Here is a 15,486-nt window from a genome sequence, read left to right as displayed (position 1 = left end):
AAATTGATGTCAAAATGAAAACCTCCCAGGCAGCTGGAAACATCTGCACAGTTTCTGCTACACCCACACAGAAACAGGAAACAGATAAATCATCAGATAGTAAAATAATTTACTTACCCGGTACAGATTGTATTATCAAATCTCAGGCTTCTTTGTCTGCATTCACTTCCTATAGAGTGGGAGGAGCAGCTGAGTGGTATGTTGCGCCCCGAAGCTTAGAAGCGCTGCAAGCCAGCTTGAATTACGCAAAAGAACATAATTTAACAGTAACAACTCTAGGAGCAGGTTCTAACCTACTGGTGAGCGATCGCGGGCTACCTGGCTTAGTAATTGCTACACGCCATTTTCGACACAGCCACTTTGACCCAGAAACAGGTCTGTTAACCGTAGCAGCTGGAGAATCAATTCCCAGCCTAGCATGGGAAGCAGCACAACTGGGTTGGCAAGGGTTAGAGTGGGCTGTTGGTATCCCTGGCACTGCTGGTGGTGCCGTGGTGATGAATGCCGGCGCACATAATAGCTGCATCGCAGATATATTGGTTAGTGCCGAAGTCCTTTCACCTGACGGCAAACTAGAAACTCTCACCCCCACTGAATTGGGTTACAGCTATAGAACTTCTAGATTACAAGGAAGCGATCGCATCGTTACCCAAGCCACTATTCAACTGCAACCAGGTGCTGACCCAGCACAAGTGTTAGCAATCACCAAACAACACAAACAGCATCGCCTCTCTACCCAACCTTATAACTTCCCCAGTTGTGGTAGTGTGTTCCGCAATCCTAAACCATACGCTGCTGGCTGGTTGATTGAACAAACTGGTCTGAAAGGCTATCAAATTGGCGGCGCACAAGTCGCTCAACTCCACGCCAATTTTATCGTGAATCGAGGTGGAGCCAAAGCCAGTGATATTTTTTGCCTGATTCGTCATATCCAACAAGAAGTGCAAGAACGTTGGTCAATTTTGCTAGAACCAGAAGTCAAAATGATGGGTGAGTTTCAAGCAGCTTGTGGATAGGGCTGAAAAGCATGAAGGATGAAGTATAAAATTTTTATCCTTTAGCCCTTATACTTTATCCTTCATTAGCCCAAGTCCTATTAATTATTGGCAACAAAAGTGGCAAATTACCACCCGCATCTATAATTGAATTTGATTTGTTATTCAAAGCACACGCGGACAATCAATTATGACAGGAAAAGGACAAGGATTTGGTTTTGGCTTAGGAAAAATGAAAGAACTAGCCGAAGCCTTCAAAAAAGCGCAGCAAGTTCAGGAAGGTGCAAAGCGACTCCAAGAAGAATTGGAGCAAATGGAAATTCAAGGAGAAGCTGGCGGTGGTCTAGTTAAGGTGATTGTCAGCGGGAACCAAGAACCAAAACGCGTAGAAATTGCTCCTGATGCCTTAGCACAAGGAGCAGAACTACTTTCGGATCTCGTAACAGTGGCGATGAAAGACGCTTACAACAAATCCACAGCAACAATGCGGGAACGCATGGAAGAACTAACTAGTGGATTAGAACTGCCTGGATTTTAGTCAATAGTCAATAGTCAATAGTCAAAAATTATGAGACCGTGGACTATGGACTTTTGACATTTATTCAGCAAAATATCTATGCCTTACAAGCTGTTGTTTGTCTGTCTGGGGAACATCTGTCGTTCACCTTCGGCAGAAAACATTATGAATCATTTAATTGATCAGGCTGGATTGAGTGAAAGCATTCTCTGTGACTCTGCTGGCACATCTAGCTATCACATTGGTAGTCCGCCTGACCAACGTATGAATGCGGCTGCGATCGCCAAGTTAGGAATTCAACTTTGTGGTCGGGCTAGGCAGATTGAAAAGTCCGACTTTCAAGACTTTGATATGATTTTGGCGATGGATCGAGATAATTATGACGGTATTCTTGCTCTTGACCCAACTGGGAAAGATCACGACAAAGTGCGCTTGATGTGTGAATTTTGCACTCAGCACACTCTCAAAGAAGTCCCAGACCCCTACTACGGCGGAGTAGAGGGGTTTAATCAGGTAATAGATTTGCTGGTTGATGCTTGTGAAGGTCTACTCCAACATGTTACCAATCAACAATTAAGAGCTTGATTTCCATAGTTACGTTAGCTATTCTACTAAACCATGTTTAATTGCAAACCGTACCAGTTCAGCCCGGTTACTGGTGGCGGTTTTTCTTAATAAACTGCTAACATATTTTTCTACTGTTCTCGGACTTAAGTGCAGTTGTTGACCCATTTCGACATTTGACAGGCCATGAGTCAGAAGTTCGAGAACTTCTTGTTCTCTGGAGGTTAGGGGCGAGAACAAATCAGATTTTTCTAGATGAGTGAATGCAGAGTTATGGGCTTCCAGGGCTGTTGCTGGGGTGGAAGCACCTAGATTTTCTTTATGAGAAACTCGGTACTCAGATTGAATAATTTGCGATCGCTCCAAAAGATTGCGAATAGCCGCCGCTAACTCTTCCAACTCAAAAGGCTTTGGTAAGTATAAATCACATCCCGACTGGTAGCCCAGAATTCTTTCCTGAGTTTTAGTACGTGCTGTTAATAAAATTACAGGTAATAAACGGAAGACTGGTTGTTGACGCACCCTGCGTACCAGTTCATAGCCGTTCATCCGTGGCATAACAATATCGGTGACGATTAAGTCAGGATGGTACTCTTCCACCATTGCTAAAGCCTCTTGACCGTCATTAGCCGTGATCACCGAATAGCCAGACAGTTCAAGATAATCGCTAATAGACAGACGAGTGCCCAAATCGTCATCCACCACAAGGATTGTCAAGGGCATGGATAGTACACCCCTAGAATTTTTGTTACTCAGAAATTTGCTTCTACTAGCTGCTTCACTGAACACAGGCAATAATAGTGTTCTTATGTTTCATACTATGACAGGATAACCGACTAATGACTGCCTGAACGTTAAATTATAAAGAAAATCTTAAATTATGTGATAGCGAGTCAAGAAGTTTAATCCACCTTCCACACTGAATGCTTGTCAGGTAGAGAGACTTTTGTAATTCTTAACAAAATATCAAGTAGTGTATGGTAAACACTCACAAAATTGTAAATTAATATTGACTTTAAAAATGATTAAGTAGCAGCTTTTGCCGCAGGAAACATTTGAATTTAGACTTAAAAAAGCTTAGATTCATAGGATAACACTAATATCTAGTTAATAATTAATCTATAGTGGTTTAATATCCCACTATAAGATCACAAGCTAGTCCCAAGAATTTTAGCAACACATTTAAAGTCTATAAAATTATCAATGAGTGACAAGAGCGAAAGTTACAAAGTTATTAGTGACAACCGTCAAGCCCGTTATTTGTATGACATCTTGGAAACCTATGAAGCTGGCATTCAACTGACTGGAACAGAGGTTAAGTCAATTCGTGCTGGCAAAGTAAATCTACAAGATGGTTATGCTTTAATTCGTGATGGTGAAGCATGGCTGATAAACGTTCATATTTCTCCATATAACGCTAGTGGGCAATATTTTAATCATGAACCACGCCGGACTCGTAAGCTTTTGCTACATCGTCAGGAACTTCGCAAGTTAATTGGCAAAGTAGAACAGCAGGGTTTGACGCTGGTACCTTTAAAAATGTATCTTAAGCGAGGTTGGGTGAAAGTGAGCATTGCCCTTGGCAAAGGTAAAAAAATCCACGACAAGCGAGAAGACCTCAAACGCCGTCAAGATCAACGCGATATTCAAAGAGCAATGAAAAATTATTAACATTTGTACTCTGGGTATAAAGTATTAATTTTTACTTTCTATTTCACGAGAAAGCAAACTGTATATCCTCAGCGTGAGTTGAGTGACTGTTTATTTTATGGCTACGGATTGATTCTGTCCATTTTGAGACTCGATACAGTGGTGAGTAGCTTTAGAAGCAACAAGGAACTTTCACCATGAAACATGATCTCACAAAAGCCATTGGCGCTGGTATTCTCACCTTAAGTATGGCAATTCTGCCATTAACGCTACCTGTGCAAGCACAAGTTAATACCGATCCTAGAGTTGATACCGTCCCAAGAACTACAACTTACGAACGCAATGATTTTGATTGGGGTTGGTTAGGATTACTAGGTTTACTCGGTCTAGCTGGTTTAGCTGGTAGAAAGCGTAACGATGAACCAACTCGTTATCGTGACCCCAGCGCCCCTGGTGCTACTAGCTACAGGGACTAGTGCAACTAAGCAGAAAATTCAGCAAAGAACCCTTTGTTTCTCTTAATAACTGGAATGGGTGCGGTGAATTAGAACTGCACCCATTTAATAGTAATTAACTAGCTTCAGAGTCTTGATTAGATGAATTAATAGGTTGGGTGTTGTCTTGTTTTATAGGAATCCAGTAGCTGGCAATTAAGGCAACCATCAACCACCAAAGGGTATTTACCTCAGGACGGAACCAGATTGTATCTACGGTACCGTGAGTTAACATACCCAATAAAGTAGACAAAGCTCCGATTAACCAAAATCCTTGAACATTTTTAGATTGGCGCAATCTGCGAAGTTGTAAAAATGCTGTATTGATAGTCACTACTATCAGCCAGAGAAAACAAGCTAAACCAACAAAGCCAGTTTCTACAGCTACCTCTAGCAGAATTGAGTAAGCACTCAAAGCGCTATAACGAGGACGTTGATATAGTGGGTAGACTTGATTAAAAGCGTTATGACCAGGGCCAATGCCAATAATAGGGCGATCGCGGATCATTTCAAAGACGGCATCCCAAACATTGCGGCGATAATTGTTACTGCTGTCTTGGCGATCGGCAAAAATACTAAAAACTCGTAGACGCAATGGCTCCACAAATATTACTGCCAATACCAATAATCCCAGGGAACCTCCCAAAATGATCGGTAGTGACCAAGTACGCCAAAAAGGAGGTAGTTGTGGACTCCACCAATAAACTAATAATGCGATCGCAGCTAAAATCCCCACTAATAGACCGATCCATCCACCCCGGCTAAAAGTCAAAATTAAGCAGGAACTATTCACAATCAGCATTGTCAACGCTAAAGCTTTCTTGACCCAACTTTGCCAGACAAAAATTGCTACTAGGCTGAAAACCACAGATGGCATTAAATACCCAGCTAACAAGTTAGGATTACCCAGATAACTATAAACCCTGGTTGTCTCAGACAAAGGCGATTCCGGATCTACCCATGTAGCCAATTGAGCGGCTCCAAAAAACCATTGCCGCAATCCATATACACTGACAATTAGCGATATATGTAGATAGAGGGTAATAATCCAAGACCGAAGGCGTGGCGATCTGAACACCCTAGCACACAGGGCAAACAACAACAAATAAAGTGTCAACGTTGCCAAATCGTTCAAAGCTGCCTTTTTTACAGGTGATAATGCTGTAGCTACTACAGCAATTCCCCAATAAAGTAATACCAACAAGTGAATTGGAGTGACTAACGTAGCATTGGCTGGGATTGGTTCATCAGATAAAGTCAACAACAGCCAAAAACTTACACATGCTATCAACAGCACCCCAATTAATGTACTTGATACAAAAGGCGCAAGAGTATAAACTAGGCTGATTAACGCAGCTGCTATTATGTCTCCCCACTGGATCAGAATGCTGCTTTGCCGCCACGAGTTCAACAAACCAACCGAAAAACGGCGTAGGTAGCTAGTTGCCAGATATTCTTTGAGTGGTAAATTAGATAGAGTAAATCGTTGCCAGACTAAATTCATAAAACACTCTGCAATCAATTAGCAGATCCGCACAGGCAGAACTTGCACTTAATGATAATGCGCGTGATTATAAACAACTAACAACGGAGATTGCAAATTAGTAATGATGCTGTTGTGCAAAGTCATCAGTACATCTGGACGGAAGTAGGAATATTACCTCTGAAAATTGGCAAAAAATCGGAATTTAAGGTTTTTTATCTTTTTACTTATACCTCTTCATACTAATGAAGCAGCCTGTTGTCAAATATTATTAACTGCTTCGCTAGCAGTAGCAGTTTGTATCGGTAGAGAAAGTACATAGCGGTGTCCTGATTCTACTGAACCTTGGACGGAAATTTGTCCACCATGCAATTCTGCCAGCTGACAACTCAGTAATAAACCTAAGCTTTCGCGCGACAAACTGCCGTTACTCTTAGCCAAATCTATATCAGGATTTATAGTCAATAAATCTGAGTAGGAATCACTTAAGTTTGGTGACTGTTCTAGTGCTATTGATAAGCTTCCTGAGTTCTCCTGATTTTCTAGATAAGGATTGTACAGTACTGGTTCATTTGTAAGTTCAAGCAGAGATAGGGGATGAAGGCGAAAGTAGGGATCAACCTCAGTAATACCATCTCCCAACCAGGGATGGGAAACCCAAACAGTAATATTGAGGGTACTTTCCTTGTAAGAGACATGAATCCGCACAATACTACCTGTAGCAGATAGTTGAATGACACCGAAAACCATGTGGTAAAGTATTTGCCGCACTTTGTCTTTATCTAAAGGCCAAATGCGACCGCGCCCTGGCTCTATTGACAGGCGAATATCTTGTTCACGGCGGTTAGCAGGCTCTTCTAGACTATTGATAGCTTGTTGACATAACATTTCAATATCTACTGGAGCTAAATTTAGTATATTAGAGTTCTGATCCACCGTTCCTAGTTCGGTAATCTCATTAACTAAAGAGAGTAAGTAGCGACCGCTGTGTTGGATAATTTCAAGATATTCTCTTTGTTTAGTTGTCAAAGGCCCATAAATCTCTCTACCCAAGACACTAGCCATACCTAGTACTGATGTTAAAGGAGTGCGTAACTCTTGAGTAAGTTGCCCTAAAAGTTCTAGTTTTAGTTGTCTAGTAGAAGGTGATTCTTTTTCTAGGTTTGCTGGCGTAAGTTTTATTTCATTGGTGGGTTCGTCATTCACTAACACAGTAGAAGCAGTTTTATAATTGCTGTTTGCTGATTTGCTTTGTAAGAGTCGGTTACGTTCAAATTCACTCATGCTCCAACGAGCTATGATTTGTAAAAACTCAATATCTCGATTTTTAAATTCGCGTGGTACTAGATCCATAACGGCCAAAGCACCCAAACAATGTCCTGAAGAATCAATCAATGGCACTCCCAAGTAAGCGCGAATGCCATAATCCTGTACTAGTTTATTGGTATTGTTAGTATTACTACTAAGCTTTAAAGTATCATTTATTACTAATTCTCGACTAGTGTCTACCACTTGAGAGCAAAAAGATTCTCGGCGCAATAACTGACGGCTTTGCGCTAAATGATTCATCAATCCTAGTCTGGATAAACCTACTGCTGATTTGAACCAGTGACGTTCCTGATCCACAAATCCCAGAATGGAAATTGGTGCTTCCAAAAAATGGGCAGCCGTTTGAGTAGCTTCTTCAAAGACTGGTATTGTTTCGGGTTGCCGTAAACCCAATTCCGATAGTACTTTGAGGCGTTGTTGCTCTCTCGTTTCCTGAGAATCCCAACCATCCTTGAGGGCAAATAATTTGTTTTCAGGCTCTACCATTGCCACCGCTACCTTGATAATTCGTCGATACTGTGATTTATATAACCGCTGTTTTCGGGTTATGATTTTCTATTGTTAAGCATTCCCCAATTTTGCCCTCGACAAACAATAATTGCATAAAAATTTTATACACCTGTGGTAAATATAGTGATTTACTGGATGAACACATTACTAAAGCTTTTAAAGCAAGACAATGTTAGTTTCAGATTTTACCTGGGTAATATAGTACTAAGGTGGGTGTAACAGTATTGTCATAGTAATAAATTTTACGCATAGAGTAAAAATATGAGTTTCTGGTGTGTCTATTGAATTATTGTTTACCTAAAATTACTGTGTGTAGAGAGATATCTTAGTTCTAGATACGTATAAAAACGATTACTTACTGAATGGAATATAGAGCAATTTTTTGAGTTTTTTAAGTAAATATCAAAATATTTATTAGAACATCATCAGAAGTTAACAAAATAATTTTATATAAAAAATATGATTGCAATAATGATGATTGTAAAAAGCAAAATTTATGGAAAATTTACTGATATTTAATGAAATTAAGTTAACAAAAACTTACATTAAAACCATCTTAAAAGAAGTTGATAGTAGCTTAATACATAATTTTTGAGGTTAAATAATCAATGAATAAAGTAGCAATTAGAGTTCCTTTTGTAGACTTGAATTTACAACATCAACCAATTCAAAATCAAATAGAACAAGCAGTCAAAGGTGTATTAAATAAGGGAGATTTTATTTTAGGGAAAGCAGTTGCAGATTTTGAGGCAGCATTTGCCGCAGCATCTGGTACAGAATATGGTGTAGGTGTAGCATCAGGAACCGATGCGATCGCTCTAGGTTTACAAGCTTGTAATATTGGCGTTGGTGATGAAGTCATTCTGCCAGCTAACACCTTTGTTGCCACACTAATCGGAGTGTTACGTGTTGGGGCTAAACCAATTCTCGTTGATTGCGACCCCCAGACAGCATTAATTGATTTAGAAGCAGCAGCTCAGGTAGTAACCTCCCATACTAAAGCGATTATTCCCGTACATCTTTATGGGCAGATGGTATCACCAAAGCAGTTGTTAGATTTTGCGGCTACCCATAAACTATTGATTTTTGAAGATGCAGCCCAGGCGCACCTAGCCGAACGAGAAGGTTATCGGGCTGGTTCTGTCGGTATAGCCGCCGCTTTTAGCTTCTATCCCAGCAAGAATTTAGGAGCATTTGGAGACGGCGGAATGCTAGTAACAAAAGATTTAGATGTTGCTCAAAAAATGGTGCGCTTACGCAACTACGGTGCAGCCCAAAAGTATGTACATGTAGAATCTGGTACAAATAGCCGCTTGGATACCTTGCAAGCAGCTGTGTTGCTGGCAAAATTACCCTATCTACTCCAATGGAATTGCGATCGCAATTCCATTGCCCAGCAGTATGATATTGAATTAGCCCCTTTAGCATCTGCTGGCATTATCCTCATACAAAATCAAAGCGGCACAGGACACGTTTATCATCTCTATGTCATTAAAATTGATGATGCTTGTTCTCTGGAACGCCAGCAAATTCAAGATAAACTCACAGCAGCAGGAATTCAAACTGGTATTCACTACCCTATTCCTTGCCATCTGCAACCAGCATTTACATATCTAGGTTATCAACAGGGAGACTTTCCCCAAGCAGAAAAACTAGCAAAGCAAATATTATCTTTACCCATGTATCCTGGTTTGGGTAGTAGCCAAATTAAAGAAGTCGTGGCGGAGATTACAGTAATGATTAGTGGCGAACAGCAACAGTTGTTATACATTTAATTTATACAACATGATTCATTAATAACCAGTGATTAGTAGCAAAAAACTAATCACTGTTTAATCTTTTTTAATTTCTTAAAATTATGGCACTTCCACAACAAGTTCAAATTAGAAGCACACAACAATTACTGAGCATAGCAATTTTAGGTGTTTTGGGATTACTCTATGCTCCCCTTTTACTACACTGGCTAGATGGTTGGCTAAACAAGACTATCAGTATAGAACACGAATATTTTAGCCACGGGATTATTGGTCTACCATTTGCCGCTTACCTGAGTTGGCTGAACCGCAAAAAATGGCAACGTTTACCAGATAGCACTCATCCTATGGGTGCTTTTTTACTTTTAGTAGGCGGAGTATTTTATCTGAGCGGAATTGCTGAGTGGGTCAACCTTTCTTTACCAATTATACTGACAGGATTGTGCTTGTGGTTTAAGGGCATAGCCGGTTTGCGATCGCAAGGATTTCCGCTACTACTAGTATTTTTGGCAACCCCAACTTCCTTACCATATCTCTTAGTTCCCTACACCTTACCTTTACAAAGCTTCATCGCTGGTACAGCAGGATTTATCCTGAATCAGATGGGGATGCAGGTCACTGTTGATGAGATCAATATTTATGTAGGTGGACGCATTGTGGAAGTAGCTCCCTATTGTGCAGGGCTAAAAATGTTGTTTACTACTCTCTACGTCAGCTTAATGTTGCTGTATTGGACTGATGCTTTGGCTTCACGCCGCATTAGTGCTTGGTTTTTATCGATTGCTGTTGTTATTAGTATTACCGCGAATATCATCCGTAACACTTTTCTGAGTTACTTCCACGGAACAGGGAATGAAGCCGCGTTTAAATGGTTACATGATAGTTGGGGTGGTGATCTTTACTCTGCTTGTATGCTTTTATTATTGGTACCATTACTGAACTGGATGAATAATAGTTTTTCACCAGTTCCAGAAATTGCAGAACAGACAGACGCGCAAAATTAACAAAAAAGCTATGTTTGGTAAAAAGCAACCAGAACAACCAAGCCAATCCCAAAGCATCAGTGGTGTAACCTTAACTGGGAGTGCGATTCAACAAGGACAGGCGGGGGGTGATCTTCAGCAAAGTCAATCAAGCAAGCTTGACACACAGCAGCAAATCACTAACACCGATGTAGTTAAGCAATTGGAGAATTTGGAAACAGCCGTTAAAGCTGCTTCATTGACTCCAGATGAAAAAGATGAACTGTTGGACTATTTACGCCCTGCCAAGCGCGAAGCCAGCAAGGAAGAACCGAACAAAGATTTGGTAGGGCAGAATCTCAAACAGGTCAATGAGACGCTCAAAACGATGAAAGAATCCACAGAAGCCGGCAAAAGCTTGTGGCAAACGGGACAGGAAGTTTTTCAAGCTATTACCCCTTGGTTAGGAGTAGCGGCAAAACTCATTGGAATGTAGAGACTCTTATTGATTATGGGTGATGGAGCAGAATCAGGGTATTGGCGATAGCTCACTGCAAAATAGTGAAGTTCAGCAGACACAGGCAAGCCGGGACGCGGTTAGCTTTCAAAATAGTCAAGCTAACCAAGTCACAATCAATAACATTATCTTGCGGATGTTTAGCAAACCACAGCCACCGCAAGTTAATTGGGACTGGGGACAACGATTACTCAAAGAAAAACAGTTACCTGATATTCGTCTACGCTTGACTGATACTTTGGGAAAGCAGCGAATTGCCATGAATGTCTCTTTTGCTGAACAGTTATCTTGGGTAAGTCGAAGTTTGCAGATTAATGGTCAAGATTATGGAACTATAGATGCCAATAAACTGCTGATTGAGATATTTGAAAGAGATGACATTCAAGGTAAATTGCTGATTTTAGGTGCGCCAGGAGCAGGGAAAACTACAGCACTGTTGGGTTTAGCCGAGCAGTTGGTGTGGGGGGCGCGGCAAAATCCCAAAACTGTCATCCCTGTATTATTTGAGCTTTCTACTTGGCGTGATGATAACCAAAGCATTGAACAATGGTTAATTGAACAACTTTATGAACTACACGGGGGAGACCCCAAATATAAAATTTATGAGGGTTGGCTAGAACAAAGGGTGTTATTACCTTTGTTGGATGGGTTAGATGAATTGGGGCTAGAAAGACAAAAGAAATGTACTATCAAGCTGAATAAATTTGCCCGTCATTATCCTTATGTTGTAGTTTGTTGTCGGATTAAAGAATTTGAGGCGGTTAACCTCAAGCTAAAAACCTTTAGAGGCGCAGTTTGTCTCCAGCCTTTAACTGACTACCAAATTCAAGATTATCTCCATAGCCTGAATCGTTCAGAATTATGGTCAGTGATTGAGGGAAATCCAAATTTAATCAATTTGCTAGAACCAACTTCAGAGAACGAGCCGGGTTTGTTGCGTGTGCCGTTGTTCATTAAGCTGGTGGTCGATGTGTATGACCCAGAACAGCCAATTAGCAACAAAGCAGACTTATTAGAGAAGTATATTGACCGCCAGTTGTCGAGAGATACCCGTGAGCAAGAACGCCGCCAAGACAAGGAAAGGGGCAAATGGGCGTATAAAACAGTAGAAGCAGAACCCGGTTGGCAACAAACACGCCGCACTTTAAGTTGGATAGCAAAGCGGTTGCAAGATAACAACACAGTAGAGTTGCTAATTGAGCAAATGCAGCCGAGTTGGATTGAGTCTAAACATTTACGGCGACGATATTGGCTGATTTTGGGGCTGATTTCCGGGCTGATTTTCGGGCTGATTTTGGGGCTGATTCACGAGCTGATTCACGAGCTGATTTCCGGGCTAATTTGGGGGCTGATTTCCGGGCTGATTTTGGGGCTGATTTCCGGGCTGATTTTCAAGCCGCTAGATTTGATTCAACCTATAGAAGCATTTCAAATTCCCATATTTCGCTACGCGAGCCGAAAATTTTTAAAATATTTCCGCGATGAGTTGATTTCCCCTTTGATTAGAAAAAACCTGATTTCCGGGCTGATTGAAGGGCTAATTTGGGGGCTGATTGGATGGCTGATTTCCGGGCTGATTGGATGGTTGATTTTGGGACTGATTTTGGGGCTGATTTTGGGGCTGATTTTCGGGCTGATTAACAGGCTAATTTTGGGGCTGATTTTCGTCGGGCTAAAGGAAGAATTAAAGATGCGATCGCTCCCCAACCAAGGCATCTGGAACTCATTAAAGAGTATGCTATGGACAACAGCCTTGAGTTATCCCCTCTGCGTAATTTGGATGATGGCGGTTTTAGTAGCTAGTAGACTAGCAGAAAAGCATGACTGGCTAAATTTACCAGGGATTTTGTTTCGCAATTATCCCCAGTATTTGCTGCCAGGGCTATTTATGGCTCTGTGGTTCGGTTTTGTTGCCGGTGGTGGGCTTGCTTGTATACAGCACTTTTCCCTGCGCCTCGTTCTTTGGCAAAGTGGTGCTATCCCCTGGAATGTTGCCCAATTCCTCAACTACTGCGTTGAACGGCGCTTACTCTTGCGTGTCGGTGGGCGTTACCGCTTCCTGCACCGCGAACTCCTTGACCATTTTGCTAATTCTGGCGCTGCTCATCTCAGGTAATAAATCAACTTCAAACACTGGCACTGTATAGCTTTGCCAGCAATTTCAGTCTATTCTTCTCTACAACCCCATCATTAGAGACTGCTACTTTTACTGAACTCAGAGTGCCATTTTTTAAGTAAAATTTTGCGTAAATAGTGCAAATTTTACTGATGATTTCCTTATTTAAGGTTCTCAAAGAAAAACAGCTAACGTATATAGTAGTGCTTGTATTATTACTAGTGCTATTGGCAATAGGAGGAGTTTCCGGATACTTCACAGGACGTTGGGAATGGAAACAGCCACCACCTGTCACCACCCTGCGAGAATTAAGAAAAATACGTAAAACTGGCATAACCATTCCTGGTTGGCAAACTGTTGAACAAACCGAACAACAAGTTGGCGACGGTAAATGGTCGTTGCAGATTATTAAACAAGCAAGTTCACAAACCCAGGTTATATTGCTACTACTGCCACAAAACGGGCCGAAGGATCAACCTGAAGTGGAATGGACGGAGATTAATGGCTGGGGGAAATTGCGCTGGGGAAAATGGGATACTGCTCAATATCGCTCTGTAGAATTTAAGGTGAAACAGTCTCAAAATTCTAGTTTAAACCCGGAAGCTCTAGTAAAAGCTAGATTTTTTCGTGTTTCTACACCACAAGATACCTTTGCTGTCTTGCAATGGTATGCTTTTCGCAGTGGTGGAGACCCATCACCTTTACACTGGTTTTTCTTAGATCAATCAGCACAATTGCAAAAACATCGTATTCCTTGGGTAGCTGTGAGTATTCTGATACCAATGGAGCCTTTGGGCGAAGTGGAAACTACTAGGTCTTTAGCCCAGTCTTTAGGTGAAAGGGTGCAAACTGCATTGATGGCAAATTATTTATAGCAAGTTTATGAGTACACATGTTTAACAGAATCAACTAGCGGTTTCCAGACACCGCTAGTTTTGTTAAAACAATTTCGTTGAATGGAAAAGTAAAAATTTTCATTCTTTTCTATCATCAATTCTGCTAGTCAAAAGAGACATAAAAGTTATTTCCAGAGTAAAATAACGACTCGGCAGAACCAATTCTCAATAGGGCTATACTGCACCGATGTTCATAGCTTCCCATCCTTATGTGCGTGCATTCAGCACTCTATGTTTTGTGAGTTTTCAGGCAGGTGTTTTCCTCACAAACACTGTTAAGCCTGTTCTTGCTCAACCTTTACCATCTCTAGAGACATCGCCAGGGCAATTTCCGGCGCAGCCGCCAACAAATCCAGTCGAAGAACAATCACCACTACAACCTCCCTCTCCACCGCCAAATGCTGACGTTGCACCGGCAAGTGAAAGCGGCGAAGTTTCTTCCCAACTTAACCGTTACCTTTTAGGGTCTGGAGATGTAATTAATGTTGTGTTTCAACGTTCTTCAGGTGCTTACCGCTTAGGTACTGGAGACTCCATTAGCGTTGTAGTTCAACGCTTCCCAGATTTGAGTTTTCAAGCCTCAATCAATCCAGAAGGTAATATTGTGGTGCCACTGCTAGGTACAGTGTCATTACAAGGCTTAACTTTGCAAGAAGCCCAAGAAAAAATTCGCTTGTTATTTAATCGTTATGTAATTAATCCTGTAGTTGTGTTGTCCTTGACGGGTCTACGTCCTGATTTGAGTTTTCAAGCTCAAATTAGTCCCGAAGGTAATATTGTAGTGCCACAAGTGGGAATATTATCCATACAAGGTTTGAGTTTGGCAGAAGCCCAAGAAAAAATTCGCTTAAGTTTAAGTCGTGTGGTAGTTGATCCGATGATCTCGGTATCTCTATTCTCACCACGACCTGTACAAGTTACTATTAGCGGGGAAGTGTTTCGCCCAGGGATTTATCCTGTCGGGTCTGCGACACCTAGGGTCGCTGATGCTTTACTGATAGCTGGTGGTTCCACCATGAATGCTGACCTACGACAAGTACAAGTGCGCCGGAAATTAATGGATGGTTCTGTAATTTCTCAAGATATTGACTTGTATGGAGCATTGCAAAATGGTGGTACAGTCCCGAATTTGCGCTTGCAAGATGGTGATGCAGTGATTGTGCCGCGTCGGGAAGTGGGCAATGATAATAGTTACGATCGCAATTTAATTGCGCGTTCATCCTTGGCTGTACCGCAGATTCGAGTCCGGTTGTTAAACTATGCCGCAGGTGGACTTGTGACGCAAACCCTACCTAACGGCAGTACTTTTGTAGATGCTTTAGGAGGGATTAATTTAGATACAGCTAACCTCAGAGATATTGCCTTAATTCGATTCGACCCGGAACGAGGTCGAGCAGTTACGCAAAAACTGGATGCTAAAAAAGCACTTTCCGGTGATATATCTCAAAATGTAGCTCTGCAAGATAACGATGTTATCGTTGTCGGTCGTAACCTAATTACCAGAATCACTAATATCTTTAGTACAATTACTAGACCATTCTTTGATGTTCAAAGTTTTATCCGCTTCTTTCAACTGTTTGGTGACAATTAAAATTAGTATGTTTCATCTGTTTAGCTTGGTGACACCAACACAAGACATAGAATACCATTGACCATCGACTATTAACCAGCATTTTCTTGCTTATTTCTATATGCCTCT

Annotated in this window: 14 protein-coding genes; 11 read left to right on the top strand and 3 right to left on the bottom strand. The window is 41.3% G+C overall.

Annotation, left to right across the window (positions count from 1 at the left end; genetic code table 11):
- The first annotated feature begins 14 nt into the window (after nucleotides 1-14).
- From murB to IQ259_RS12790, 3 genes are all read left to right on the top strand, one after another.
- On the top strand, nucleotides 15-1,016 hold the full coding sequence (gene murB, locus IQ259_RS12800) for a UDP-N-acetylmuramate dehydrogenase (protein ID WP_193885244.1): 1,002 nt from the start codon (nucleotides 15-17) through the stop codon (nucleotides 1,014-1,016).
- A 169-nt stretch (nucleotides 1,017-1,185) separates the two neighbouring features.
- Nucleotides 1,186-1,533, top strand: coding sequence for a YbaB/EbfC family nucleoid-associated protein (locus tag IQ259_RS12795; RefSeq protein ID WP_193885242.1), 348 nt, complete (start codon nucleotides 1,186-1,188; stop codon nucleotides 1,531-1,533).
- Between the two features lie 78 nt (nucleotides 1,534-1,611).
- The gene (locus tag IQ259_RS12790; protein WP_193885240.1) at nucleotides 1,612-2,097 is read left to right on the top strand and encodes a low molecular weight protein-tyrosine-phosphatase; all 486 of its coding nucleotides are present in this window, start codon (nucleotides 1,612-1,614) and stop codon (nucleotides 2,095-2,097) included.
- Between the two features lie 18 nt (nucleotides 2,098-2,115).
- On the opposite strand, the gene IQ259_RS12785 is transcribed toward IQ259_RS12790, so the two are convergent.
- Nucleotides 2,116-2,799 carry a response regulator transcription factor gene (locus IQ259_RS12785; protein WP_193885238.1) on the bottom strand — a complete coding sequence of 228 codons (684 nt, stop codon included), beginning with the start codon at nucleotides 2,797-2,799 and terminating at the stop codon, nucleotides 2,116-2,118.
- Nucleotides 2,800-3,279: 480 nt separating this feature from the next.
- On the opposite strand from IQ259_RS12785, the gene smpB reads away from it, so the two are divergent.
- Both smpB and IQ259_RS12775 read left to right on the top strand, forming a co-directional pair.
- Nucleotides 3,280-3,747: an SsrA-binding protein SmpB gene (gene smpB / locus IQ259_RS12780; RefSeq protein WP_193885236.1), complete on the top strand. Its 468-nt coding sequence runs from the start codon at nucleotides 3,280-3,282 to the stop codon at nucleotides 3,745-3,747.
- A gap of 176 nt (nucleotides 3,748-3,923) precedes the next feature.
- On the top strand, nucleotides 3,924-4,202 hold the full coding sequence (locus tag IQ259_RS12775) for a WGxxGxxG family protein (protein WP_193885229.1): 279 nt from the start codon (nucleotides 3,924-3,926) through the stop codon (nucleotides 4,200-4,202).
- Between the two features lie 94 nt (nucleotides 4,203-4,296).
- On the opposite strand, the gene IQ259_RS12770 is transcribed toward IQ259_RS12775, so the two are convergent.
- Together IQ259_RS12770 and IQ259_RS12765 are read right to left on the bottom strand one after the other, a co-directional pair.
- A complete protein-coding gene (locus IQ259_RS12770) occupies nucleotides 4,297-5,724 on the bottom strand; it encodes an IctB family putative bicarbonate transporter (RefSeq protein ID WP_193885227.1) in 1,428 nt (475 codons plus the stop codon).
- A gap of 240 nt (nucleotides 5,725-5,964) precedes the next feature.
- Nucleotides 5,965-7,518, bottom strand: a complete 1,554-nt coding sequence (locus IQ259_RS12765; RefSeq protein ID WP_193885225.1) for a GAF domain-containing sensor histidine kinase — start codon at nucleotides 7,516-7,518, stop codon at nucleotides 5,965-5,967.
- Between the two features lie 632 nt (nucleotides 7,519-8,150).
- On the opposite strand from IQ259_RS12765, the gene IQ259_RS12760 reads away from it, so the two are divergent.
- From IQ259_RS12760 to IQ259_RS12735, 6 genes are all read left to right on the top strand, one after another.
- A complete protein-coding gene (locus tag IQ259_RS12760) occupies nucleotides 8,151-9,317 on the top strand; it encodes a DegT/DnrJ/EryC1/StrS aminotransferase family protein (protein WP_193885223.1) in 1,167 nt (388 codons plus the stop codon).
- A gap of 83 nt (nucleotides 9,318-9,400) precedes the next feature.
- On the top strand, nucleotides 9,401-10,300 hold the full coding sequence (gene crtB / locus IQ259_RS12755) for a cyanoexosortase B (protein ID WP_193885221.1): 900 nt from the start codon (nucleotides 9,401-9,403) through the stop codon (nucleotides 10,298-10,300).
- A gap of 10 nt (nucleotides 10,301-10,310) precedes the next feature.
- The gene (locus tag IQ259_RS12750) at nucleotides 10,311-10,754 is read left to right on the top strand and encodes a hypothetical protein (protein WP_193885219.1); all 444 of its coding nucleotides are present in this window, start codon (nucleotides 10,311-10,313) and stop codon (nucleotides 10,752-10,754) included.
- A 22-nt stretch (nucleotides 10,755-10,776) separates the two neighbouring features.
- Entirely contained in the window at nucleotides 10,777-12,891 is a 2,115-nt protein-coding gene (locus IQ259_RS12745; RefSeq protein ID WP_193885217.1) for an NACHT domain-containing protein, read from the top strand.
- 152 nt (nucleotides 12,892-13,043) lie between these two features.
- Nucleotides 13,044-13,766 carry a cyanoexosortase B system-associated protein gene (locus IQ259_RS12740; protein ID WP_193885215.1) on the top strand — a complete coding sequence of 241 codons (723 nt, stop codon included), beginning with the start codon at nucleotides 13,044-13,046 and terminating at the stop codon, nucleotides 13,764-13,766.
- Nucleotides 13,767-13,974: 208 nt separating this feature from the next.
- Nucleotides 13,975-15,378, top strand: a complete 1,404-nt coding sequence (locus IQ259_RS12735) for a polysaccharide biosynthesis/export family protein (protein ID WP_193885213.1) — start codon at nucleotides 13,975-13,977, stop codon at nucleotides 15,376-15,378.
- The last annotated feature ends 108 nt before the right edge of the window (nucleotides 15,379-15,486 follow it).

The organism is Fortiea sp. LEGE XX443 (genome assembly GCF_015206815.1).
Classification (GTDB): domain Bacteria; phylum Cyanobacteriota; class Cyanobacteriia; order Cyanobacteriales; family Nostocaceae; genus Nostoc_B.
Note: the sequence above shows the minus strand (reverse complement) of the source record. Positions and strands in the feature narration are given on the sequence as shown.

Excerpts from the sequence above, each read along its gene's own strand:
- murB (WP_193885244.1), top strand. The coding sequence starts at position 15 with ATGAAAACCTCCCAGGCAGCTGGAAACATCTGCACAGTTTCTGCTACA.
- IQ259_RS12795 (WP_193885242.1), top strand. The coding sequence starts at position 1,186 with ATGACAGGAAAAGGACAAGGATTTGGTTTTGGCTTAGGAAAAATGAAA.
- IQ259_RS12790 (WP_193885240.1), top strand. The coding sequence starts at position 1,612 with ATGCCTTACAAGCTGTTGTTTGTCTGTCTGGGGAACATCTGTCGTTCA.
- IQ259_RS12785 (WP_193885238.1), bottom strand. The coding sequence starts at position 2,799 with ATGCCCTTGACAATCCTTGTGGTGGATGACGATTTGGGCACTCGTCTG.
- smpB (WP_193885236.1), top strand. The coding sequence starts at position 3,280 with ATGAGTGACAAGAGCGAAAGTTACAAAGTTATTAGTGACAACCGTCAA.
- IQ259_RS12775 (WP_193885229.1), top strand. The coding sequence starts at position 3,924 with ATGAAACATGATCTCACAAAAGCCATTGGCGCTGGTATTCTCACCTTA.
- IQ259_RS12770 (WP_193885227.1), bottom strand. The coding sequence starts at position 5,724 with ATGAATTTAGTCTGGCAACGATTTACTCTATCTAATTTACCACTCAAA.
- IQ259_RS12765 (WP_193885225.1), bottom strand. The coding sequence starts at position 7,518 with ATGGTAGAGCCTGAAAACAAATTATTTGCCCTCAAGGATGGTTGGGAT.
- IQ259_RS12760 (WP_193885223.1), top strand. The coding sequence starts at position 8,151 with ATGAATAAAGTAGCAATTAGAGTTCCTTTTGTAGACTTGAATTTACAA.
- crtB (WP_193885221.1), top strand. The coding sequence starts at position 9,401 with ATGGCACTTCCACAACAAGTTCAAATTAGAAGCACACAACAATTACTG.
- IQ259_RS12750 (WP_193885219.1), top strand. The coding sequence starts at position 10,311 with ATGTTTGGTAAAAAGCAACCAGAACAACCAAGCCAATCCCAAAGCATC.
- IQ259_RS12745 (WP_193885217.1), top strand. The coding sequence starts at position 10,777 with ATGGAGCAGAATCAGGGTATTGGCGATAGCTCACTGCAAAATAGTGAA.
- IQ259_RS12740 (WP_193885215.1), top strand. The coding sequence starts at position 13,044 with ATGATTTCCTTATTTAAGGTTCTCAAAGAAAAACAGCTAACGTATATA.
- IQ259_RS12735 (WP_193885213.1), top strand. The coding sequence starts at position 13,975 with ATGTTCATAGCTTCCCATCCTTATGTGCGTGCATTCAGCACTCTATGT.